18 protein-coding genes are annotated in these 22,051 nt (G+C 43.3%); 7 read left to right on the top strand and 11 right to left on the bottom strand.

Annotation, left to right across the window (positions count from 1 at the left end; all coding sequences use genetic code 11):
- Positions 1 to 118: 118 nt before the first annotated feature.
- Entirely contained in the window at positions 119 to 1,009 is an 891-nt protein-coding gene (locus Q4561_RS11920) for a LysR family transcriptional regulator (RefSeq protein WP_303460647.1), read from the top strand.
- A 199-nt stretch (positions 1,010 to 1,208) separates the two neighbouring features.
- Here the strand turns inward: Q4561_RS11920 and Q4561_RS11915 are convergent, their stop codons facing one another.
- From Q4561_RS11915 to Q4561_RS11885, 7 genes are all read right to left on the bottom strand, one after another.
- On the bottom strand, positions 1,209 to 1,934 hold the full coding sequence (locus Q4561_RS11915) for a DUF1080 domain-containing protein (RefSeq protein ID WP_303460860.1): 726 nt from the start codon (positions 1,932 to 1,934) through the stop codon (positions 1,209 to 1,211).
- 145 nt (positions 1,935 to 2,079) lie between these two features.
- Complete coding sequence (locus Q4561_RS11910; protein ID WP_303460645.1) at positions 2,080 to 2,697, bottom strand: gluconate 2-dehydrogenase subunit 3 family protein; 618 nt, start codon at positions 2,695 to 2,697, stop codon at positions 2,080 to 2,082.
- On the bottom strand, positions 2,697 to 4,382 hold the full coding sequence (locus Q4561_RS11905) for a GMC oxidoreductase (RefSeq protein ID WP_303460644.1): 1,686 nt from the start codon (positions 4,380 to 4,382) through the stop codon (positions 2,697 to 2,699). Before Q4561_RS11905 ends, Q4561_RS11910 begins: the two co-directional genes overlap by 1 nt.
- A 49-nt stretch (positions 4,383 to 4,431) precedes the next feature.
- Positions 4,432 to 5,367 (bottom strand): hydroxypyruvate isomerase family protein, encoded by a 936-nt coding sequence (locus Q4561_RS11900; RefSeq protein WP_303460642.1) that lies wholly within the window; start codon positions 5,365 to 5,367, stop codon positions 4,432 to 4,434.
- A complete protein-coding gene (locus tag Q4561_RS11895) occupies positions 5,360 to 6,574 on the bottom strand; it encodes a nucleoside permease (protein ID WP_303460640.1) in 1,215 nt (404 codons plus the stop codon). The genes Q4561_RS11900 and Q4561_RS11895 overlap by 8 nt, the downstream gene beginning before the upstream one ends.
- Before the next feature lie 32 nt (positions 6,575 to 6,606).
- Positions 6,607 to 7,659 (bottom strand): sugar phosphate isomerase/epimerase, encoded by a 1,053-nt coding sequence (locus Q4561_RS11890; protein ID WP_303460858.1) that lies wholly within the window; start codon positions 7,657 to 7,659, stop codon positions 6,607 to 6,609.
- 102 nt (positions 7,660 to 7,761) lie between these two features.
- Positions 7,762 to 8,925, bottom strand: a complete 1,164-nt coding sequence (locus tag Q4561_RS11885; protein ID WP_303460857.1) for a Gfo/Idh/MocA family protein — start codon at positions 8,923 to 8,925, stop codon at positions 7,762 to 7,764.
- A 378-nt stretch (positions 8,926 to 9,303) separates the two neighbouring features.
- Between Q4561_RS11885 and Q4561_RS11880 the strand changes: the two genes are divergently transcribed.
- The 3 genes from Q4561_RS11880 to Q4561_RS11870 all read left to right on the top strand — a co-directional run bounded on the left by Q4561_RS11880 (position 9,304) and on the right by Q4561_RS11870 (position 11,719).
- Positions 9,304 to 10,311 (top strand): LacI family DNA-binding transcriptional regulator, encoded by a 1,008-nt coding sequence (locus tag Q4561_RS11880; RefSeq protein ID WP_303460639.1) that lies wholly within the window; start codon positions 9,304 to 9,306, stop codon positions 10,309 to 10,311.
- 31 nt (positions 10,312 to 10,342) lie between these two features.
- Positions 10,343 to 11,224, top strand: coding sequence for a sugar phosphate isomerase/epimerase (locus tag Q4561_RS11875; protein ID WP_303460636.1), 882 nt, complete (start codon positions 10,343 to 10,345; stop codon positions 11,222 to 11,224).
- Between the two features lie 171 nt (positions 11,225 to 11,395).
- Entirely contained in the window at positions 11,396 to 11,719 is a 324-nt protein-coding gene (locus Q4561_RS11870) for a DUF3392 family protein (RefSeq protein ID WP_057794494.1), read from the top strand.
- Between the two features lie 58 nt (positions 11,720 to 11,777).
- Here Q4561_RS11870 and Q4561_RS11865 read toward each other — a convergent pair whose 3' ends face one another.
- The 3 genes from Q4561_RS11865 to Q4561_RS11855 all read right to left on the bottom strand — a co-directional run bounded on the left by Q4561_RS11865 (position 11,778) and on the right by Q4561_RS11855 (position 18,526).
- A complete protein-coding gene (locus Q4561_RS11865; RefSeq protein ID WP_303460634.1) occupies positions 11,778 to 13,397 on the bottom strand; it encodes a polysaccharide lyase family 7 protein in 1,620 nt (539 codons plus the stop codon).
- Between the two features lie 486 nt (positions 13,398 to 13,883).
- Positions 13,884 to 17,765, bottom strand: coding sequence for an ATP-binding protein (locus Q4561_RS11860; protein WP_303460631.1), 3,882 nt, complete (start codon positions 17,763 to 17,765; stop codon positions 13,884 to 13,886).
- Positions 17,766 to 18,022: 257 nt separating this feature from the next.
- Positions 18,023 to 18,526, bottom strand: coding sequence for an HAD family hydrolase (locus tag Q4561_RS11855; RefSeq protein ID WP_303460630.1), 504 nt, complete (start codon positions 18,524 to 18,526; stop codon positions 18,023 to 18,025).
- Positions 18,527 to 18,732: 206 nt separating this feature from the next.
- Between Q4561_RS11855 and Q4561_RS11850 the strand changes: the two genes are divergently transcribed.
- The 3 genes from Q4561_RS11850 to Q4561_RS11840 all read left to right on the top strand — a co-directional run bounded on the left by Q4561_RS11850 (position 18,733) and on the right by Q4561_RS11840 (position 21,544).
- Positions 18,733 to 19,623 carry a DMT family transporter gene (locus tag Q4561_RS11850; protein ID WP_303460629.1) on the top strand — a complete coding sequence of 297 codons (891 nt, stop codon included), beginning with the start codon at positions 18,733 to 18,735 and terminating at the stop codon, positions 19,621 to 19,623.
- A 208-nt stretch (positions 19,624 to 19,831) separates the two neighbouring features.
- Positions 19,832 to 20,716, top strand: a complete 885-nt coding sequence (gene htpX / locus Q4561_RS11845) for a protease HtpX (RefSeq protein ID WP_303460627.1) — start codon at positions 19,832 to 19,834, stop codon at positions 20,714 to 20,716.
- Between the two features lie 147 nt (positions 20,717 to 20,863).
- On the top strand, positions 20,864 to 21,544 hold the full coding sequence (locus Q4561_RS11840; RefSeq protein ID WP_303460625.1) for a haloacid dehalogenase type II: 681 nt from the start codon (positions 20,864 to 20,866) through the stop codon (positions 21,542 to 21,544).
- Positions 21,545 to 21,575: 31 nt separating this feature from the next.
- Here Q4561_RS11840 and Q4561_RS11835 read toward each other — a convergent pair whose 3' ends face one another.
- Positions 21,576 to 21,854: a hypothetical protein gene (locus tag Q4561_RS11835; protein ID WP_303460623.1), complete on the bottom strand. Its 279-nt coding sequence runs from the start codon at positions 21,852 to 21,854 to the stop codon at positions 21,576 to 21,578.
- Positions 21,855 to 22,051 lie beyond the last annotated feature (197 nt).

Raw genomic sequence — 22,051 nt, 5'->3', positions numbered from 1 at the left:
CTGATAATTTGATAATATGCGAAATAGTTAAATCACTATTGCCATACAGCAACAATGATAATATCTAAAACGTAACACGAATCTACAACACCGCGAGTTGAATAAATGGAAAGTTTCAATGGAAAGCTTTGAAGGCATTATAGAGTTTGTAGCCGTGGCCGAACGCAAAGGCTTTTCAGCTGCAGCAAAGCAACTAGGTTGCAGCACCAGTCACATTAGCCGGCAAGTTGCTCGGCTTGAAGAGCGAATTGGCTGTACTTTATTGGCCCGCTCTACACGCCAAGTCAATTTAACCGAGAACGGCACACTTTATTATCAGCACGCTAAAGACTTACTTATTGGCCTTCAACAAGCCAATGAGCAGGTTAGCCTTCAGCAGGTAACACTTGACGGCGTTCTGCGAGTAAGTGCGGCAGGCGGGTTTGCTGAGCACGCCGTGGCCCCCGCATTAATGCAGTTTGGATTAGAACACCCTGAGTTAACCATTGATATGGACTTTAACAGTCGTATGGTTAACTTTGTGGAAGACGATGTAGACTTTGTTATTCGCTACGGCGAACTGGCCGACTCTAGCCTAATAGCACGTAAACTGATTGAAAGACCCATGATGGCGGTGGCCACACGGGAATATTTAGCGCAATTTGGCGAACCTTCCCACCCCAGTGAATTAAAAAAGCATAGCTGCGTTATTTCTAATAACGATGTATGGAAGTTTTCAAACCATGGCGCACAAGAAAATATAAAAGTGAAAGGCCGTTGGCGCAGTAATAATGCGAATGCGGTACTTGATGCGTGTGAACGAGGTTTGGGTATTGGCTATATGCCTAAAAGCACCTTTAGCGCGTCGGTTGAAGCGGGAAAGTTACAGCCCATACTACAACCTTACTGGGGCGACGGGGCAAGCAGCTGGATTGTGTATCAGAATAAACGCTTTATGCCGCTTAGGGTTCGAATGGCCATCGATTATCTGGTGCAGTACTTCGCAGATTGGGAAGATCAAGCGGTTTGAATATTTATATGACGATATGCGCTAACCGTGCGCTTGGCATAAATACAATACGCAATAAAGCCCGCCATAAAACATGTTAATAAAATAGGCTAATAAAAAGCTGCCAGCAGATATTTCATTAAAATACCTACTGGCAGTATGTATTGACTGGTTATTTTTGACGCTTAGTTGTATATCAGCTAAAACTTGCGCTTTTTGCCTACAGCTCTCGCACCCACATGTTTCTAAAGCTGACTAAGTTGCCATGATCTTGAAGCTGAATAGGCTCACAACCATGGGCTTTATATTTAGGCGCGCCAATCCACTCGGTAGTGCCCTGAATCTCTACATGATTTTGTACCACCACGCCGTTGTGAATAACGGTTACGTACCCAGGCGATTCAAGCGCCTCGCCATCGAATACCGGTGCTTTAAAAATAATATCGTATTCTTGCCATTCACCTGGCGCGCGCATAGCGTTTACCAGTGGAATGGTTTGCTTATACACACTGCCCGCTTGCCCATTTGGGTAAGTGGCATTGTTGTAGGAATCTAGCACCTGAATTTCATAGCGTTGCTGAAAGAAAATACCGCTATTATTTCGTTGCTGCCCTTCCATATCAGACTCTGGCTGAGGTACTTTCCACTCTACGTGAAGCTGTACATCACAAAAACCTTGTTTGGTTTTAATATCGCCTGTGCCCGGTTTTACCGTAAGTTCATTTTTTGCAAACTGCCAGTTGGCTTCACCACCTTTTACCGACTCCCAGGCCGATAAATCGCTGTCTAATAAGGCTATCGCGTCAGAAGGCACTTCGTTCTTCTTAGCACTTACTACTGCGGGTACTGGCTCCCACACTTCCGTTTTAGCCGCTTGTTTTTCACGCTCGGCGCGCTCAAGTTGCTCGGCACTCTCTGTACTCTCTTTATTATCAGCAAAAGCCATAGGTGCCATTGATGTTGTTAACAAAGCAGCTAATGTCGCTACTTTAGCCAACCCGTTATTATGTAATTTCATGTATTTTCCCTGCACTATAATTTGGTTTCGCAGCAATTTGATTTCGCAGCTAACTCATTTATACGTAAAAGCCTTAGGTAGCCCACGCTTTATCACCTTTTTTATAAGGTAGCTCACCGTTGTAGTAACCGGGAATGGCGACATAGCGCAGTACCTTGGTAGAACCCACTTTAGAAGTAAAAAAGGTGTACAAAGTAAGCTGTTTAAGTAGGGTAAAATAATGCGGAATAGGACCTTCGTTGCCCGGCTCCCATTGGCTTGGTTTAGCCGTTGGGATGCCGTTGCTAATACCTTCAGCCAAATTAGCGGCTTTTGCTTCTGTATCTAATGTTGTAAACAAGGTTTCGCGCTGCGTACTACTTAATAGCAGGAAGTCTTTTTTGAATGCTTCATTGCTACGAACATTAATTGTCTTAATGCCGTCTTTAAACGCTTTTTGTAACTTCGGGGTATAACAATCGGCAACAATAACCGGAATCACTAAGCCAACATTAGCGGCTTTTGCTCCCGGCGTGTCGGTCTGCGGAATGATGACTTCCGCCATTTCATTAATGAGCGCCACATCTTCTTTTGAAAAGCCTGTTTCAGACAAAGGCACAGGGGCAACAATGTCATAGGCCAGCGCTTTGCCACCCACAAGTGCGGTACCCGTGGCGGTAGCAATGAGTTTTAATAAATCTCTACGTTCCATTACAAGTTTCTCCGCTTTAACTCTTCTACGGCAAAGCTAGCCGCACGCGCGGTAAGTGCCATATAGGTCAGTGATGGGTTTACACAACTTGCCGATGTCATACATGCACCATCGGTAACAAATACATTAGGAGCATCCCAAACTTGGTTGTGGCCGTTTAACACTGAGGTTTTTGCATCACGCCCCATACGTGCAGTACCCATTTCATGAATACCCATACCCGGCGCGTAGTCTGCATCCCAGCCATTCACGTTTTTAAGCCCAGCAGCCTCAAACATATCTATGGCATCTTGCTGCATGTCTTTACGCATTTTCAGTTCGTTTTCTTTTATCTCAACATCCATAGCGAGTACGGGCAAACCCCACTTGTCTTTTACTTCTTTGTTCAGATAAATGCGATTTGAATGGTCAGGCAACATTTCACCAAAGGCAGTCATACCTATTGTCCAGCCACCGGGTTCTGACATAGCCTCTTTTAAGCTTGCACCAACACCTAACTCAGCCACATCTTGTCGCCAGCCTGAACGGCTAGCACCACCTTGATAGCCAAACCCACGTAGGTAGTCTCGTTTGTCATCCCCCCAATTTCTAAAGCGAGGAACATAGAAGCCACTTGGCCGGCGACCATAAGTATATTTATCGTCGTACCCTTCAACTTGTGCTGACGCACCCACCCGGAAATGGTGATCCATAACGTTATGACCTAATTCACCACTGCTGCTACCTAAACCGCCATCCCATACATCTGTGGCAGAGTTCATAAGTAACCACGATGAATTGAATGCAGAAGCATTCACAAAAACAATCTTGCTTTTGAAAACATAAGTCTCGTTCGTTTCAGCATCAATAATTTCAACGCCAGTTGCGCGTTTTTTGTCTTTATCGTACAAAATCTCTTTTACAATAGAGAACGGGCGCAAGGTCAAGTTGCCGGTTTTTACCGCTGCAGGCAAAGTTGAAGATTGGGTACTGAAATAGCCACCAAACGGACAGCCCAACCAGCATTTATTACGGTACTGGCAGTTAGTGCGCCCATGTTCGGGCTTAGGCTCTGTCATGTTAGAAGTGCGGCCAGGAATAATATGGCGTACGCCGCTATAGGCTTTTTGTACTCGAGCGGCTACATCTTTTTCAACGCAGTTTAATGCCATGGCGGGCTGGTAAATACCATCAGGCAACACATCTAGGCCGTCGCGGTTTCCGCTAATACCAGCAAATTTTTCTACGTAGTCGTACCAAGGCGCCACATCTTCATAACGAATAGGCCAGTCTACGGCTACGCCTTCTTTGCCGTTGGCTTCAAAGTCAGCTTTGTTTAATCGGTAGCTCTGACGCCCCCAAGTAAGCGAACGCCCACCGACGTGATAGCCTCGATACCAATCAAATCGCTTGTCTTCTACATAAGGGTTTTCTACTTCGTTCGCCCACATGCCTTTGGTAGATTCATTCAGCGGATAGTCTCGCTTAAGTACAGGGTAATCTACTTTCATCGCCTGTGTTGGCAGGTCGCGATGTGGGTAGTCCCACGCTTCTTTGTGCGCGTTTTTGTAGTCTTTAATGTGCTCGATGTTTTTACCGCGCTCAAGCATTAGTACTTTTAGGCCTTTTTCGGTGAGTTCTTTGGCCGCCCAGCCTCCGCTAATACCAGAACCTACTACGATTGCATCGTATTCGTTCGTTGCCATGTTATGTCCCCTTAAACACGCACTTCATGTATGGTGTTTGATTGTAAAGTCATACGTCGCAGATACTGATCGCTTCTTTAAGCGATTCAACTCTGCCTGCTTTTGTATCTGGTGTTGGAATAAACTCTTGCGCTAAATAGCCATCGAAGCCTGTGTCTAAAATGGCCTTAGCAATGGCTGGATAATACAGCTCTTGAGTGCTACCAATTTCGTTTCGTCCTGGCACACCGGCGGTGTGATAGTGACCAAAATAAGGATAGAAATCGCGAATGGTGCGAATAATATCGCCTTCGTTAATTTGCATATGATAGATGTCGTACAGCAGTGAAAAGTGCTTACTATCAAGGCGTTTGCATAGCTGAACACCCCATTTTGAACTATCGGCCATGTAGTCAGGGTGGTCTATTTTGCTATTAAACAGCTCCATAAAGATCACCACACCACGTTTCTGGGCATGAGGTAAAATACGCTTTAAACCTGCCACCGCATTATCTAACCCTTCCTCTTTACTCATTCCGCGCGCATTGCCACTAAAACAAATAAGGTTGGTGTAGCCAGCATCAGCAACAAGGTCGATATGCTTTAAGTATCGTGCTTCTAATTCGTCGTGTAGTTCACTGTGAATGAAACCATCTTCAAGGCTAATTTCAGCGCCATTGCACATAGAAGAATGGATACCGTGTTGCTTTAGTACCGGCCAATCTTCAGGCCCCACTAAATCAATTGCCGAGAAGTTAAGCTCTTTCACTGTATTACACAGCTCTTCTATAGAAAGGTCGCCGTATGTCCAGCGACTAACAGAATGATTGATATTGCCTTTAAGCGATGATTGCTTCATGCCATTCTCTGTTTTATCTTTTGTACTATTTTCTGTGCTAGCCGCTGCAGTGGCCGCGTGTGCGCTGTGAAACGCTGAAGGTGCTAATACACCAGCACCCGTCAGTGCCATGGCTTTTATCAAACTACGTCTGCCTTCGTTATGCATCTGTACTGACCTTTTCTGACTTGAACAACACCAAGAAAATAATTAATACAACAGCCGCAAAGCCTGCTGGGAATAGCCAAATATCTTGCCAACTGTGAGATGTTGCCGTGGTGTACTCATCAGTTATTTTTCCAGCTACGGCAAAACCAATCAGCATACCTACGCCGTATGTGGCTAAAGTTATTAACCCCTGTGCGGCGCTTTTAATACGCTCGCCTGCTTTTGCATCGGTATAAATTTGCCCAGAGACAAAAAAGAAGTCGTAGCAGATCCCATGTAAGGCTATGCCCACAATCAGCATGAACAGCCCTTCGTCTGCATTACCAAAAGCGAACAAGGCGTAACGTAATACCCATGCAGCCATGCCAATTAACAAGGTAGCTTTAATGCCAAATTTGTTTAGAAATACAGGTAGTGCAAGCATGAACAACACTTCAGAAACCTGGCCTAACGTCATTTTTCCGGTGGCATTTTCAACACCAATTTCGGTTAAAAACGGATTGGCATTTTGGTAGTAAAACGCAAGAGGAATGCAAATAAGTACAGAAGATAAAAAGAAGATGAAGAAGTTCTTATCTTTAAGCAGGGCTAACGCATCTAGCCCTAACACATCGCGTAAACCTGTCTTTTGGCCTGCCGCTTTTGGCGGTGTTGCCGGTAAGGTGAAACTGAATATGCCCAAGGCTAACGATGCTATTGCACATAACATAAAGGTGTTTCTAAGCATGCCATCGGCAATGGCAGATGTAGAATCCCAAGAAAACACGTAGCTAATCAGTAAGCCCGCAACAATCCAGCCTACTGTGCCCCACACACGAATTTTTCCAAACTCCTTTGAAGGGTTTGTCATTTGTCCAAATGCCACCGAATTCACTAACGCAAGGGTTGGCATGTAAGCAATCATGTAGCCCAATACATACGGATAAAAAGTAGTGAAGTCGCCCGCCTGATACATCATGTACATGAGTACCGCGCCACATAGATGCAGCACACCCAAGATGCGTTCGGCATTAAAGAATCGATCGGCAATCAACCCCACAATAAATGGCGCAATAATGGCACCCCAGCTTTGGGTTGAAAAGGCCATACCAATTTGACCGCCACTGGCCGCTAAGGTGCCGGCTAAGTAAGTCCCCAAGGTGACAAACCAGCCACCCCAGATGAAGAACTGCAAAAACATCATGGTGCTAAGACGAAGGGTTATCATGATTATTATTATCCTGTGTCAGCGGGAAAGCGTTATTCGCTTATGCCCAAAATGCGGTTGTTTTTTGTTTCACTTACTTCGCCACCCGCGAAATCATCGAACGCATAGCGGGTTGGCTGAATAATATGCTCAGCAATAAAAGGCGCACCTTCAGCCGCACCTTGGGCAGAATCTTTCAAGCAGCATTCCCATTCAAGCACTGCCCATCCGCTAAACCCATACTGAGTAAGCTTGCTGAAAATGCCTTTGAAATCGACTTGCCCATCGCCAAGAGAACGAAAGCGACCTGGGCGATCTTTCCAATCTTGGTAACCACCGTAAACGCCACTTCTGCCGTTTGGATTGAACTCAGCATCTTTCACATGGAACATTTTTATACGGCTGTGGTATCTGTCGATAAAGTCGAGATAATCGAGTTGCTGCAGCACGAAATGACTAGGGTCAAACAAAATATTGGCACGAGGATGGTTATCTACCGCGGCTAGAAACATTTCAAAGGTAGCGCCATCGTGCAAATCTTCACCTGGGTGAATTTCGTAACATACGTCTACACCCGCATCATCGAAGGCGTCTAAAATAGGTAACCAACGCTTAGCTAATTCGGCAAACCCTTGCTCTACTAACCCGGCAGGACGCTGTGGCCATGGGTACACTAGATGCCACATTAAGGCACCCGAGAAGGTAGCATGGGCGTTTAGTCCTAAGCGTTTACTGGCAATAGCGGCACACTTGAGCTGGTTTACCGCCCATTCGGTACGTGCTTTTGGGTTGCCGTGCAAATGTGCTGGTGCGAAGTTATCAAATAGCTCGTCGTAAGCAGGATGTACCGCCACCAATTGCCCCTGCAAGTGCGTTGATAGCTCGGTAATTTCTACGCCCGCCGCTCTACAGGTAGCGGCTATTTCGTCACAGTATTCTTGGCTTTCTGCTGCTTTTTCTAAATCGAAAAGTGCTGGATCGGTAGGCACTTGAATGCCTTTATACCCCAATGACGCTGCCCACTTGGCCATATTTTCAAGCGTATCGAAGGGGGCATCTTTACCCATAAATTGGGCTAAAAATACGGCTGGGCCTTTAATTGGCATAGCTTCTTTAATAGGTATAGATTCTTTGGCTGGTTGTTCGTTTGCTGACTGTTCGTTTACTGATTGTTCTTTTGCTTGTTGTTCCATTGCCATATGCTCCACTTACTCTGTGCCAACTGGGCTGACAGTTTCCCACTTAGTATCACTCTCGCTACTGGCCAACATGGCATCAATAAACGCCATGCCGCGAAGACCGGAATTAATGCCAGGTACACCATTAGCTTTGCTGCTTGTATGTTCTGATTCGCTACGAACCGCTTTGGCAAAATCGTTATATAAATTCGCCATGGCTTCTAGGTAACCTTCGGGGTGTCCGCCTGGAATACGGCAGCGATTAACAGCTTCATCACACAAACCGGGTTGCCCTAGTCCAGCACGGAATACTTGATATGGCTGGCCTATGGGGCGATACACCACAGAGTTCGGCTCCATTTGATGCCACTCTAACCCGCCCTTATCGCCATACACTTTTATCTTTAAGGCGTTTTCTTCACCTGCGCACACTTGACTGGCTATCAACACACCAGTAGCACCTTTCTTGGTTTTAATCAGCGCTGCACCATCGTCATCTAACTGTCTGTCATCAATGTGCGTATAAAGCTGACCACATAAGGCGGTAATAGCATCGTCTAACACAAATTCAGCAAGTCCAAATGCGTGGGTACCAATGTCGCCCATACACCCGCTACCGCCAGCTAAACTTGGGTCGGTACGCCACTTGGCCTGTTTGTTATGGGTTTCTTCATTTGCCGATAGCCACCCTTGTGGGTACTCAACAAACACTTTACGAATGTTACCTAGCATGCCGCTTTCAACCATGTGGCGCGCTTGCCACACCATGGGATAACCTAAATAGGTGTGCGCTAAGCCGTATAATCTGTCGGTACTATGGAGTAAATCTTGTAAGTCTTTTACTTCGCCCAAGCCAACACCGGCGGGCTTTTCGCAGAACACGTGAAAGCCCGCTTTTATTGCGGCCACTGAAATAGGTACGTGTAAGTGATTCGGCGTAACAATAGACACCACTTGCATGCGTTGCTGCTCTGGAAGCGCAGCTTCTTTTTCTAGCATGTCTTCCCACGAAGCATAAGTACGGCTGTGTTGAACGCCTAAACTATCTGCTGTGCTTTCATTGTTGCTGGGGTCGCGACTAAAGGCTCCACATACCAAATCGTACTGACCATCTAACCCGAATGCGTTGCGATGAACCGCACCAATAAATGCGCCTTCACCACCACCTATCATACCTAATCTTACTTTCTGCATTTTCGCCATGCTGCGTAGCTCCTGTTGTGGTGCAGTGCTTAACCAGTAAACCTTACCAGTATCAAGCTTGCTCATTGCAAACTTGTTGCATTATTGTAACTATATTTAAAATGTAACGGATTACATTTTTATCTGTCAATGTATTTGGGCGTTTTTTGTTAAACTTAAGTTTAAGAAGATAAGCTAAATCGTCCTTAAACAAACGTATTTTGCTTTAAAATAGCGAATGAACGGGTTAAGACGCCAAAACCATTTACAAAAAATATACACTTAGCACTGGATTTTTTAAGAAAGATCCGTATTCTAAATTCCAAATGATATCGGTTACATCAATCTAATCTGTTCGCAAATGTGCGAATAAAAACAAGACACGAGTACATGGCAAATATTAGAGACGTTGCTGATAGCGCTGGCGTATCGGTGGCAACAGTGTCTCGGGCACTTCAACAACCCGAGCGCGTTTCTCCGAAAACCCGTTCTAAAGTAATGACGGCGGTTGAGTTAGTGGGCTATAAGCCCAACTTGATGGCCGTAAAGTTTCGTTCTGGAAAAACTCACAACTTGGTTGTGTTGGTTCCCACGGTTGCGAATGTGTTTTTTGCGCGAGTGATTAGCGGCATGCAAGAAACGGCAGCCGAATTGGGCTACTCCATTTTACTGGCGAACACCTTGGGCAACCCCGATATTGAAAGCCATTACGCTAAAATGGTAAGCACTTCTCAGGCAGATGGATTAATTCAATTGCGCGCATTGAACCCGCTAGATGACAGCATGATTAACGACAATGGCTTGCTGCCCATGGTAAATGCTTGTGAAGTTATTGATGAGGGTAAATACCCTACCGTGGCACTTGATAACCGTGCTGCCGCCAAAGCCATGACCGAACACTTGTTAACATTGGGCCATACTCGTATTGCCATGATAAAAGGCCCCCACTCTAGCCCACTTACTCAAGATAGATTGTCGGGTTATAAAGATGCGTTGAACGATGCCAATATTGCCTTCGACGACAGCCTGCTTTTTCCTGGCGACTTCACGCTTCATGCGGGCTATAACGCTGGCGTAATCATTGCCCAGCAAACGCAAAGGCCCACGGCCGTATTTTGTGAAAACGATGAAACGGCAATAGGTGCTATGCAAGCGTTAAAACAAGCAGGCTTGCGTATACCTGAAGATATTTCAGTAGCGGGATTTGATGACATCGCCTTTTCGGCATTTTGTGATCCACCATTAACCACCATTGCCCAGCCAGCCGAAGAGTTCGGCCGAACGGCAGTTAGCTTATTGATAGACGTCATTAACGGCAAAATTCGTAAAGCACCAAAAGTTATTATGCCGTTTGAACTCATTGCTAGGGGCAGTACTGGCCCAGCCCAGATTGTGTAACAGCGCATAATGGCGCGTTAAGGAGAATGTTATGATCACCCCTTCCACCTTCACCCGCAGGCAGTTTATTCGTGCCGCGGCATTAGGTGCAGGCTGCGCCGCTATACCCAGCGTACTTGCACATTCACATACAGCTAAGTCGTTAAACCCAAATGGTATGGCGAGTAACAGTATTGGATTACAACTTTATACTTTGCGCGATATTATGAAAGTTAGCGTGCCTGCTACATTAAAATTAGTAGGCGCGGTGGGCTACAACGAGCTTGAGTTCGCCGGTTACTTTGGCCATAGCGCCAAGGAAATTAGTACTATTTTAGACGGCGAAGGATTAACGGCCCCATCTGCTCACATCCAGCTTGATGACTTTGATAATAACTTAGAGCAAGTGTTAGAAGATGCTCAAACCGTAGGCCACAAATACTTAGTGGTACCTTGGCTTAGCGAAGCACAGCGCGGTGTAGGTATTGCGCCCTATAAAGCATTGGCTGAAAAGCTAAACAACATTGGCGAAGCGTGCAGCAAAGCCAATATTACCCTTGCTTATCACAACCACGACTTCGAGTTTGAAGTGCGTGATGATGAAATACCGCTGGATGTTCTTATTACTGAAACCGACCCGAACTTAGTGTCTATGGAATTGGATTTATATTGGGCAGTTAAAGCCGGAAAAGACCCGGTAGATTACTTTAAGCAGTATCCTGGCCGCTTTAAACTGTGGCATGTAAAAGATATGGCAACAGATGGAAGCTTCGCCGATGTGGGCACAGGTGTTATCGATTTTGAGACTATTTTTGCCCATGGAAAAGTGGCCGGAATTGAACATAAATTTGTAGAGCGGGATCAGACTGGCGACCGCATTGCCACCATCGAACAAGGGTACAAAGCGGTTAGTATGCTAAACAGCACTTTGTAGCAAAGGGCCTGTTCCAAAGAACTCTATCTTAAAGGGCGCTTTATCAAAGGGTTTTGTGTCAAAGGGGTCTGTATCAAAAGACCTAGCCCAAAGCGCTTTAGCAAAACCGTATATATCGTTATGATAACGCCACCTTTATGTTGTAGGTGTCGTTATCATGAGTAATGCCGTATGAACGAATTGTTCAGTGCCCTTTCCCGCACACTAAGCCCTTATTACGCCGAAATGAGCATCATGCTTATGGCCACCATTTTAGTGGTGTACGGCGATATTATTAATAGCCATATAAAGCGTATTTTAGCCCCCTATCATTTCATATTGCGGGTTAGCCTTTTTGTCGTGTTATGTGCCTTTGGTTATGGTGCATTAACCCTTTATGGTGCCCCTTTTCTGCATCACATCATTGCTTACCTACCCTGGAAATACCAAGGTGCAGGTTTTGTTTTTGCATTCATGTTTATTGGTTTTTTGGCCGAGCGTAGAAGATATATATAAAAAAAACGAAGCCAACTGGCTTCGCTTTTCTATTTTCAATAGCATAATTAACTAGGTATTAATCTTCGTTACGAATGTAGTTAATGCTTGAAAAGGTAAGCAAGCTTTCAGTAATACCTTCACTGGCATAAAACGCAGCCCAGTCGTCTGAGTCATCTACGTCTTCCCTTGTTTCAGGATCTTGCGCTTGTAAGTAGTTACCAAATTTCAAGTAAGAATCTGTGCTGTCTTCAATGGTTCGAGAGAAAGACTCGCCAAACGCTGAAACCGTCACATAGCCATGGTCGTTAATAACCCTAAAATCGAAATCTTGACCGCTTACCAAAGTACCTAACAACTGCTTGTCTTCACCGGAACCGTCTTCTCGTGCAAGGCGAACATACACATCAAAAATACCATTACTTGCAACGCTGTCACTTTCTACGCCAGCGTTAGTTGGTGTAAAACCGGTTTCGCTGGTGTCTGAAACATATAATTTCATAATGGTGCCTGTGTCGCTAGCATGGTGCTGGGCAACAATGGCTTTTGAACCATCTGACATTTCCACTTTTATGTTCGCTTGAAAATCTTCAAACACGGCGGTCATTGCCACACGTTTTTCTTCTTTAATTTTAAGCTCGTGACGCCAGCCATTTCCGTTTGGCGTAACATGCTGTTCGCGTAAGGCGTCAAACTCCATGGTATCGCCAACCCGTGGGTCGGCACCTTCCATGTCCCAATCGCTCATATCAAAATTACCAGGAGTTGGTGTAGGCGTTGGATCAGGCGTGTTGTCAGTATCACCGCCGCAGCCATAGATGTTGGTTTCAACAATGCTGTTCCACGTATTCGCCGAGTTCTCTAATCCAGTAATTCGAACATAACGTGCATCAGAGTCGGTAACATCATGCGTTTCATAACCCGAGCTAGAGCCATTTGACGCACCTGAAAGTAACACGGCATTCCAGTTACTGTTATTGGTAGACGTATGCACGTTGAAGAACGAACTACGGGCATTACCTTTAAACCATTTCACTTGTAATGCTTTTACCGTAGCCACTTCACCTAAATCGTAAGTGATAGTTTTCCCTGTGCCATTGGAAGACCAACGGGACTCGTCAGTTAAGTCGTTATCGATGGTATTTAGCGGCCCATGACCATCGTTAGTGCCATTGTCGGTTGCGGTGCTAATGCTTAGGTTGTCATTCCCTGAACACGTGGAATTACCCGGCGGCGTTGTAGAGCCAGAACTTTCCAGCGTGAAGTTGTCGAATCGACCTTCGCCGCCATAATAATTTGCATAAATTTTAACCGAGGTAGCAGAGCCTGAATTAAAGCTTACCGATACAGGTTCAAAATCGCTGCCACCACCGGTTCGATTAAACCGCGTGCCGTTAACATCGGCACCAACTTTACCAATACCTTTTACGTACGCCTGCAAGGTGTAATCGGTGTTAGGTGTAACATCAACATATTGCTCTACTTTACCATTCGCACCGGAAATTTTAGCAGAGCTACTTCCTGCATAGGCGTTACCAGATACCGCGGAAGGATCGGTATCGGCCCATCCATCGAACCCACTTTCAAACCCTGGGTTATCGATGGCTACCGACGCCCCATGTACAAATGACGTGCCAGCTAAGGTAAGTGCGGTACCTACTAAAAATGAGAGAGAAGTTTTTCGTGTTCTGATGTTCATGCAATTTGTCCTGTAATTAATGGTTTGGTAAACCAATTAAAGTAATCCCAGCTAAAACCGCTGCGACTAAAAACGAAATTTACTTTTAAGCTTAAGCCGGAAAAAACCAAAATATTGGTATTACCAATGATCCAGCCAACATGTAAAATGATTAACCAAAAAATCAATAAGATCAATTCAATCTGTTAACAATTTACTGACCAAACGGGAGAAGACGCATTATTCACACAACTCAAAGAGTTGAGAAAAAACATAAAAAATCATATATTTCAGCAATATAAATCAAAAGGCAAACCTATAAAACTAAATGAGAATTATTTTTAATAATTGTTAACAAATAAGGTTGAGATGGACGACTAAAACTAGATTCAAGGGATGAAAAAGCCAAAAAGAGCACCCAAATACATTACCAATAAATACAAAATTGGTTAAAATAATTAATGTATGCGCTTCAATCTGGAATGTTGAGGGAATGTACTAGGGGAGTTAGACCTGTTCTTCGGCACTGCGAGGCTCTGCAAATGTGCTTGAATATTCTTTTGGTGGTATGCCCATGATGCGTTTAAATGTGGTGGAAAAATAAGCAGCCCCACCAAAGCCAACGCTCGTGCCTGCTGAAATAACAGAAGCACCATCTGCCAACAGCGCTTTGGATTTGCCTACTCTATATCTAGAAAGGAATTCACTAAAGTTATAATCGAACAGTTCTGAAAGTTTCCTGTTCAAACTTCTTGGACTTATCAGCAACAGTTCAGCAGCTTTATCCCTGTTGAAATATTCATCATGATAGTTTTTCTCTAATACAGTCACAAAGCTTAGATAAAAAGACATGTCTTTCTCTGACGAAAGCTCTGGCAGTAAAATACAACTTTCTTCAGCGTTATTTATATCTACCAACGGGGGTTCCTGTGGTGAAACGCGACGCATAGCAACTAAGTGCTTCACCCTCATAGCAAGCTCTTCATCTGCTATAGGTTTAGTAAGCATACACTCAACATTCGCCTCTAATACTTTCGCTTTTGACTCATCGTCGACTTTTGCAGTTAGCACTATGATGGGAATATACTTTAACTCGTCGATATCACGCATTTTCTTCACAAAATTCAACCCTCCCATCAACGGCATCATCAGGTCGGTAATAACAAGGTTAACTTGATGATTTTGTACAATATCTAATGCCTGCTTACCGTTTCTTGCAACTAGGCATTTATAAGAAGGCGAAAATAACTTAAACAGATGATTGCGAAGTTCACGGCTATCATCAACCAATAAGATCGCGGGTTTATCCTCCCATTTTTTGTCCGTTTCTTTTTCGAAGCTTTGACTGTTTAACAATTGAATATCGTCTATAGGAAAGATAACTGTAAATTTAGAGCCCTTCCCCAGTACGCTGTCTACCGCAATTTCACCTTGATTTATAGTGACAAGCTCTTTCACCAGAGACAGTCCAATTCCCTCTCCTGTCACTTCAGTTGACGGCTCTATTCTAGCGAACCGCTTAAATATTTCTTGGTGGTTAGATTCATCAATTCCTTTGCCGTTGTCCTTCACACAAAGCGTTAGATTTTCTTCATCAAACGTGGCTGAAAATTTAATAACACCGTTCTTTTCTGTAAATTTAACGGCATTTGAAATGAGGTTCGAAATGATCGACTCTACACTTCCTTTTAACAGAGAAATAGAGCCCTTCCCTTTAGTACTGATATCTAGCACCTGACGCTTTTCTTTTACCAAAGAGTCTAAACTTGAAGCGATAAATTTGATGTCATCGATAGAGTAAAGTTTAAAATTTTCGAGGGTTGAAGTGCCTAGCTTATCGACCATATTGACTTGATCTAATAGGTTCTCCATTCTTTGAACATTGTGTACCAAGGCAGTAATATTGAGTTCGCCGTCAGCAGCTTTGCTTCTTTTAGCCTCCCCCAACTCACTAAGAATAAGTTGCAATGGCGTTCTTAGCTCATGAGAAACGTTACTAAAAAGTCGAATTTTATTCTCTGCTAAGGCTTCTAGTTTATTCTTATGTTTCGCGCCATACTTCCCTAATATTTTCTGCACCAGTGAGGTATTCACGATCATTAAACCGATTAATTTTAGATAACCTTTTTTATAGAGAAAAAAGCTGAAGATAACTGCGAGAGCATAAAGAAAATAGGCATAGTGACTTAAATAAAACGGAGGGTTTATTTTAAAGTTCAGCGAGTTGATGGGGTAGTCAACATTGTGTTTGGGTGATTGCACACGTACTTGTAGTTCAAAATCTCCATAGCCAATATCGGATACGGCCAAATTCATACTGGATGCGCTATGTGCTTGCCACTCATCTATATAACCAAGAATTCTAAATTCCAATTTATGCTTGTGGCTATCAACATAGCTATTTGATGCAATGCTGAAATCAAGTGTCTGATAGCTGCTATCAATAGTAAACGGAGTGTTCGAAAAAATAGGGTATAGGGTATCTACCCGACCTTTTTCATCGAGCCATTCAACTTTGAGGAGAGAAATTTTGGGTTCAACATTTGCGTCACTCAAGCTTTTGATTATTGCTTTTTCATCGATGCTATAAGCAAATCTATCTCCCTCGATAACGATAGTGTCATTTAGTTCGTAAATTCCGCCGAAATCAAAGTCGACATCCCAAATACCGTTGTCGCTGTCTAATTTATACAAGTTATCGTCACTTATATCATAGAGAAAAAGTCCAATATTTGTGGCGAACCACAAATTTTCGTTTCTACTTAAAAGTCCCGCTCGAACAAATCTAATATCGGAATTACCTAGTAATTTACTTTTTGAAATGTCACCAGTAGTGCTGTCTATTTCTCTGAGCCCACTCCCAGAAGAACACACCAAATAAGTATCATCTAGCTCTATGATACAACTGATTCTGCTCCAACCTGTCTCCGAGGGAGGCATAACCTTCCAGTTAAACTTAGACAACTGAATATGTAAGGAACTGTTCACGTCGAACCCCATTAATTCGCCAGAAGATAAGACAATAGAATTTTTGATAAATGGGGGCGCATCAAATTCATCTAAAATTGAATTGTCATCAGCTAGAAAATATTTCCATCCATTCTCCGTGAGAACATAGGCATAGTATTTATTGTCACTTAAATTGATAATGTGATTATGGGGGTTTGAGCAGAAACTTATTTCCCCTCTCTCTTTCAAGTAAATTTCTTCAAATTTAATCTCATAACTATCTAGACAGTTCACAGAGTTGAGAGTGAGGGGAGTCAAAGAGCCATTCTTAGCTTTCAACAAATAGCTATCACTAGCATCTTTTATATAGCCCACTCCCTTTCTTGTTGTCCCTGCTGCTCTAATATTTTTTTGATAGAGAATTTCATTTAAATTTAGATAGTTAACTGCCTTTTGAGAATCTGACAACGCAATCAATCCTAATTGGGATGATGCTAGAATCAACTCTCCTTTTCTTAACTTATTAATTGCTACTATCGAATGTATCGCGTCTGATGTGATAATTGGATTCATCCAATCAATCGTTGTAATAGCATCTCCAATAACTTTGTACAGCCCGCCTGCAGCTATCCAGATATTTTCTTCATCAGCGATAAATATTTTACTCAATGGCTTTGTTATGGTTAAAGCTGTATCAAAAGGATAAAAGGTCTTCGTATCTCTTTTCTCATCTATTATGTAAACACCTTCTGGCCCACCTAAATATAGCTTAAATCCTGAATAGGTAATCGCAGTTAGTTTGGACAACTTTGGATAATGTTCTGATAGCGATTTCAGAGTTACATGCTGATGAGTGAGATCTATTTCTATATGGTAATTATGTGAAATAGCATGTACGCCATTTTGACTGGTAGAAACTAACGAATAAGAGCCAATCAAGGAGCCTGGTGAAACATCACTTGCCCAAGACTGTATTTTTTGCGTATTTTTTTCGACGATTTGAATGCCGTCAATTGATGTGACTACTACATATTTGGGGGTTACAACTAAATTCCAAACATTTTTTAAATCTGTAGATTGAGCATAAAATTTTTCTGATCTACCAGTTTTCACGTTGTACTTGAATACACCCACGCCAAACTCATTGATCCATAAGTAACCACTATCGTATTCAACGTCAGAAATTATTCCTGTCTCTGCATTTAACTGATTGAAGTTAATTTTCTCAGATTTTTCTCCAACAATTTGAAACACGCCATTTTCTGCCGCGAGGTATATTACTTCCTCAACAACCTCAACATCCCACATTACTCCTGTAGGGGTTCCAGCAAATATACTACGCCCATGAAAACTTTCATTCCCAATCGACGCAAAAGCATTGCAATTTAGTAATAAAACAATAACAAATGAGCCAAAAAACGAGCTCTTGACCCATTTCATCTATATGTCCCTATATTCATATTCAATGCTCATTGTTACTTATTATTATCTAATTGCTGAATTAGCAGCTATGAAAACAATTTAACTATAAGAGTAAAAACACTATGAATATCGAACAAAAAACAAACATACAAGAGCTGAATGAAGAAGATTATACTAATGTCTATGGTGGAATGAGTTCTTTTTCGTTTTTTCCTGAACGGGGTTATAAAATTGAACCAGAAAACCCAACCCCTCCGGGTATAGGGCTAGACTCACTAAACCAACAACCAGCGCATACCGGCATTTTCGGCGGCTAATTGATCATAAATAAAGTCACCCACATACAGGCAGTCTTCGGGTTGTAGCTGCCATTGTTTGGCTATGTGTAATAGTGCAGTAGGATCGGGTTTAGCGGGTGCATCTTCCCGGGTGAGTACAAACTCGATGGGAATACCATTGTTTGCTATTTTAATAGCAGTAGCTTCTCGGCAATTGCGAGTCACAATGGCTATCGGTAATTTGCTTTCTAAAACCTTATCTACCATTTGCTTGCCTAAGGGTAGCCATTTTGCGTTCTGGGCATCGTTTAATTCGTGTTGCAATATGGCGTGGTTAGCGTTCGCTTTTTCTTGATTGCACACCAAATTGTCGATGAACATTAGAATGTCTTCGTCTTGGGGGCAGCCTATGTCAGTTCTCATTTGCGAGAAGTTAAGGCTCGATTCAACTAAGGTGCCGTCTAAATCAAAAATAACGCCTTTAATGCCGCGTAAATCCATTCTTTATACTCTTTTTACCAATGCGTTGATTATAGAACGCTTTTGTTTGGAAGGTATGTACTAGAAAATAATGTCACAAGCTTAGCTGCGTTTCCGTTAACTTTTATTTAGTTAACGAATATTCCTCAATCTCTACTAACATACGCATTCACTTTCATTTAGCATAGCGGCTCTTTTTTCTAAGCTTCATATTTTATAGGTTACTAATGGGCGTATTCGCAGCACTAGGTACGGCACTTTGTTGGGCAATAGCCGCACGTTTGTTTAGGGGCACAGGCAACGCGTTCTCGCCCCTTACCATGAATTTTTGGAAGGGCCTTATATCTATCGCTATTTTGGCTGTGGTTATTGCTGTAGTGCAGCCAAATGCTTATGAAACCGATGCCGTCCTTTGGCTGCTACTTAGCGGCTTTATTGGTATTGGTATTGGCGACACCTGCTTTTTTAAAGCTTTAAAATCGATTGGCGATAGCCAAGCGGTATTAGTGGCCGAAACCCTAGCGCCTTTATTTACTGCCCTTTTTGCTATGGCCTTTATTGGCGAATGGATAACCTGGCAACAGTGGGTAGGTATTGCGGTAGTGTTATTGTCGGTCGACATGGTAATAAAATCGCGCAGGCGCAATACTACTCACGTATTTGCTACCTCTGGCTATATGTATGGTGTGGGCGCAGCATTGTGCCAAGCCGTAGGCGCTGTAGTTAGCCGCGACATTTTAGGCAGTGGTGATATAGATGCCGCCAGTGCAGCGTTCTTGCGCTTAGTTGGCGGTATGATTTTTGTAGTGCCGTTAATTGTCGTTACTCGCAGTAAATGGTTGCCGGTAATTGAAACCAACCAACGGGTATGGCCTGCTTTTGTACTTGCTACTTTGCTAGGCACTACCGCCGCTATTTACCTTCAAATGTTTGCCTTTGCTTATGCCAAAGCTGCCGTAGTGCAAACCTTAATAGCCACCAGCGCGTTAATGTCGCTAGGGGTTGCTTGGGTAATGGGCGAAAAAGCCACTAAGGCTACATTGATATGGTCGGTTGTTGCGTTGGTGGGTGTGGGTATTTTGGTGGGGTTTGGTGCTGGTGATGTAACTTCTCATTAATACACACTTTCCTCTTTTAAAGCCGATGATATTTATCATCGGCTTTTTTATTACCTCCCTCTTTTAAGCGCAATATTTCGCCACCATAATAAAGCTATCGGTTTGTTTCGGTTTACTTCACTTTCTACGTTTCCTTTTAACGTAACTTTTACCGTAACTTTGACCTTACTTTTTACCTTAACCTTTTACCTCAAGATAGAGACATTATATGAAACGGGTTTTCTTGTTCCTTGTTACCAATTTAGCCGTTGTGTTAGTGCTAGGTATTGTGCTGAATATTGTGTTTGCCGCCTTTGGTATTGATAACCGAAGCATTACTGGGTTGTTGGTTTTCTCTGCGGTATTTGGTTTTGGCGGGGCGCTTATCTCCTTGGCTATGTCGAAGTGGATTGCCAAGCGAAGTACTGGCGCACAGGTGATTGTTAACCCCACTACACCCACTGAACATTGGTTAATTAACATGGTATCTGCCCAAGCTAAAAAGGCGGGTATTGGCATGCCTGATGTGGCTATTTACGATTCACCTGAAATTAACGCTTTTGCGACGGGTATGAACAGAAACAATGCTTTAGTCGCAGTAAGCAGTGGCTTATTAAATAGCATGAGCGAAGATGAAGCAGAAGCTGTGCTTGCCCATGAAGTGTCGCATATTGCTAATGGCGACATGGTTACCCTTACGTTAATTCAAGGAGTAGTGAACACCTTTGTTATCTTCTTAGCACGGGTTATTGCAGGCGCTATTTCTAACGCCACCCGCGGCAACAATAGCGGAGGCGGCGCTTTAGGCGGCTTTGCTTACTATGGCATAGTGTTTGTACTTGAAATGCTATTTGGTATTTTGGCCAGCATTATTGTGATGTGGTTTTCCCGTCAGCGTGAGTACCGCGCCGATGCAGGCTCAGCTAAATTAGTCGGCAGGCAAAAAATGATCGCCGCACTAACTCGCTTAAAATCGAACAGTGAAAGCCAGTTAGATAGCACCATGATGGCTTTTGGTATTTCCGGCAAGTCGGCATTTTCTGAATTATTTATGAGCCACCCGCCCTTAGATAAACGTATAGACGTGTTAAGACGGCGCGCAAAAGCGCAATAACTGGTAGCAAATTCTCGTAATTTGATCGCACAAGCGTGTTTTTAGCCAGTTACTTTTGTTAGCGTGAAATCAATGCAATTTGTTACCTAGCTTGTATGGTAAATACAAGGTTATACAAGCTAACGCTTTATCTAAGGAATTATTTTCATGGCAGCACCTAAAGCGCTCTTTTTCGACATCAACGAAACTTTGCTTGATATGGCAGAAATGAAGCATGGGCTAGCGCCGTTGCTTGGCGGCAATGAAGACTTAGTCGATTTATGGTTTGCAAACCTTTTGCATCATTCGCTTGTAGATATCGCCTCTAACCAGTTTCATGACTTTATTGATATTGGCGCGGCTGTTTTGGTGATGGTGGCCCACAGTAAAGGCTTCTCAGTGTCGGAAGATGAAGCTCTTAAGGCAATCAAAGGCCATATTACCAAACTACCCGCACATGAGGATGTAGCAACAGCCCTTGCAAAACTTCAATCGTTAAACGTACCACTGGTAGCGTTATCAAATTCTTCTATTGAAGGTTTAAAGGCGCAGCTTGAATTTGCAGGCATTAGCGAATGCTTTACCCATGTATTAAGCACCGAGCAAATTAATACGTACAAGCCTTACCCAGATGTATATCGCTGGGCGTGCAAAGAGGTAGGCGTTGAACCCCAAAATGCCATGATGGTGGCAGCTCATGGTTGGGATGTTAGTGGCGCTAAAGCTATAGGTATGCAAACCACATTTGTTAACCGGCCAGGAAAGATGATGTACCCGTTAGGACTTAAACCAGATTTCAATGTGAAAGATTTGACAGAGCTAGAACAGCAAATAAAAAAGGGTGCATAAAGCACCCTTAGTATTAAAAGCGTAAAAGCCTTTAGTTATCAGTTTTAGCAACTAATAAGCGGCCCTGAAAGCCTTTAGACGAGCAACTTGAGCGCTTGGTGTTTAGTGCACCTAGCTGGCGTTTCAACCACGACTTCTGAATGCCAGATTTAGCTGCGTCCATTTCACCACTTACTCGAGAAATTTCTTTTCCAACATTCACACAAGCCTTAGCGGTGGGCTGAAACCCCTCATTTGCCATGGCTGCAGAAGAAAATGCTGCAGAAGAAATTAATAATGCGACTGATGCGATTATAGCTTGCTGTTTCATACGATTCCCCAACGGCCTGATATATTTCAAGCTCATTTATTTAGATAGAGATAAGGCTATCTGATACCCTGATTTGTGTTGAAACTATAGCAATACTTTTTTTGTTTTTAGGTGCTGGGATTTATACCTAATGATATAAAAAACAGGTATAAACCAATTCCCCGCGACCGTCATTCCCCATCATGTATTCTTAGCGC

Source organism: Alteromonas sp. 1_MG-2023 (assembly GCF_030547075.1).
Lineage (GTDB): Bacteria > Pseudomonadota > Gammaproteobacteria > Enterobacterales > Alteromonadaceae > Alteromonas.
The sequence above is the reverse complement of the archived record's forward strand: the minus strand, read 5'-3'. Positions and strand labels throughout refer to the sequence as shown.

Bases quoted from the DNA above. Each gene is read 5' to 3' on its own strand.
- Q4561_RS11895 (WP_303460640.1), bottom strand. From the start codon at position 6,574: ATGATAACCCTTCGTCTTAGCACCATGATGTTTTTGCAGTTCTTCATC.
- Q4561_RS11910 (WP_303460645.1), bottom strand. From the start codon at position 2,697: ATGGAACGTAGAGATTTATTAAAACTCATTGCTACCGCCACGGGTACC.
- Q4561_RS11900 (WP_303460642.1), bottom strand. From the start codon at position 5,367: ATGCATAACGAAGGCAGACGTAGTTTGATAAAAGCCATGGCACTGACG.
- Q4561_RS11885 (WP_303460857.1), bottom strand. From the start codon at position 8,925: ATGCAGAAAGTAAGATTAGGTATGATAGGTGGTGGTGAAGGCGCATTT.
- htpX (WP_303460627.1), top strand. From the start codon at position 19,832: ATGAAACGGGTTTTCTTGTTCCTTGTTACCAATTTAGCCGTTGTGTTA.
- Q4561_RS11880 (WP_303460639.1), top strand. From the start codon at position 9,304: ATGGCAAATATTAGAGACGTTGCTGATAGCGCTGGCGTATCGGTGGCA.
- Q4561_RS11870 (WP_057794494.1), top strand. From the start codon at position 11,396: ATGAACGAATTGTTCAGTGCCCTTTCCCGCACACTAAGCCCTTATTAC.
- Q4561_RS11855 (WP_303460630.1), bottom strand. From the start codon at position 18,526: ATGGATTTACGCGGCATTAAAGGCGTTATTTTTGATTTAGACGGCACC.
- Q4561_RS11835 (WP_303460623.1), bottom strand. From the start codon at position 21,854: ATGAAACAGCAAGCTATAATCGCATCAGTCGCATTATTAATTTCTTCT.
- Q4561_RS11860 (WP_303460631.1), bottom strand. From the start codon at position 17,765: ATGAAATGGGTCAAGAGCTCGTTTTTTGGCTCATTTGTTATTGTTTTA.
- Q4561_RS11875 (WP_303460636.1), top strand. From the start codon at position 10,343: ATGATCACCCCTTCCACCTTCACCCGCAGGCAGTTTATTCGTGCCGCG.
- Q4561_RS11920 (WP_303460647.1), top strand. From the start codon at position 119: ATGGAAAGCTTTGAAGGCATTATAGAGTTTGTAGCCGTGGCCGAACGC.
- Q4561_RS11840 (WP_303460625.1), top strand. From the start codon at position 20,864: ATGGCAGCACCTAAAGCGCTCTTTTTCGACATCAACGAAACTTTGCTT.
- Q4561_RS11915 (WP_303460860.1), bottom strand. From the start codon at position 1,934: ATGGCTTTTGCTGATAATAAAGAGAGTACAGAGAGTGCCGAGCAACTT.
- Q4561_RS11850 (WP_303460629.1), top strand. From the start codon at position 18,733: ATGGGCGTATTCGCAGCACTAGGTACGGCACTTTGTTGGGCAATAGCC.
- Q4561_RS11865 (WP_303460634.1), bottom strand. From the start codon at position 13,397: ATGAACATCAGAACACGAAAAACTTCTCTCTCATTTTTAGTAGGTACC.
- Q4561_RS11905 (WP_303460644.1), bottom strand. From the start codon at position 4,382: ATGGCAACGAACGAATACGATGCAATCGTAGTAGGTTCTGGTATTAGC.
- Q4561_RS11890 (WP_303460858.1), bottom strand. From the start codon at position 7,659: ATGCCAATTAAAGGCCCAGCCGTATTTTTAGCCCAATTTATGGGTAAA.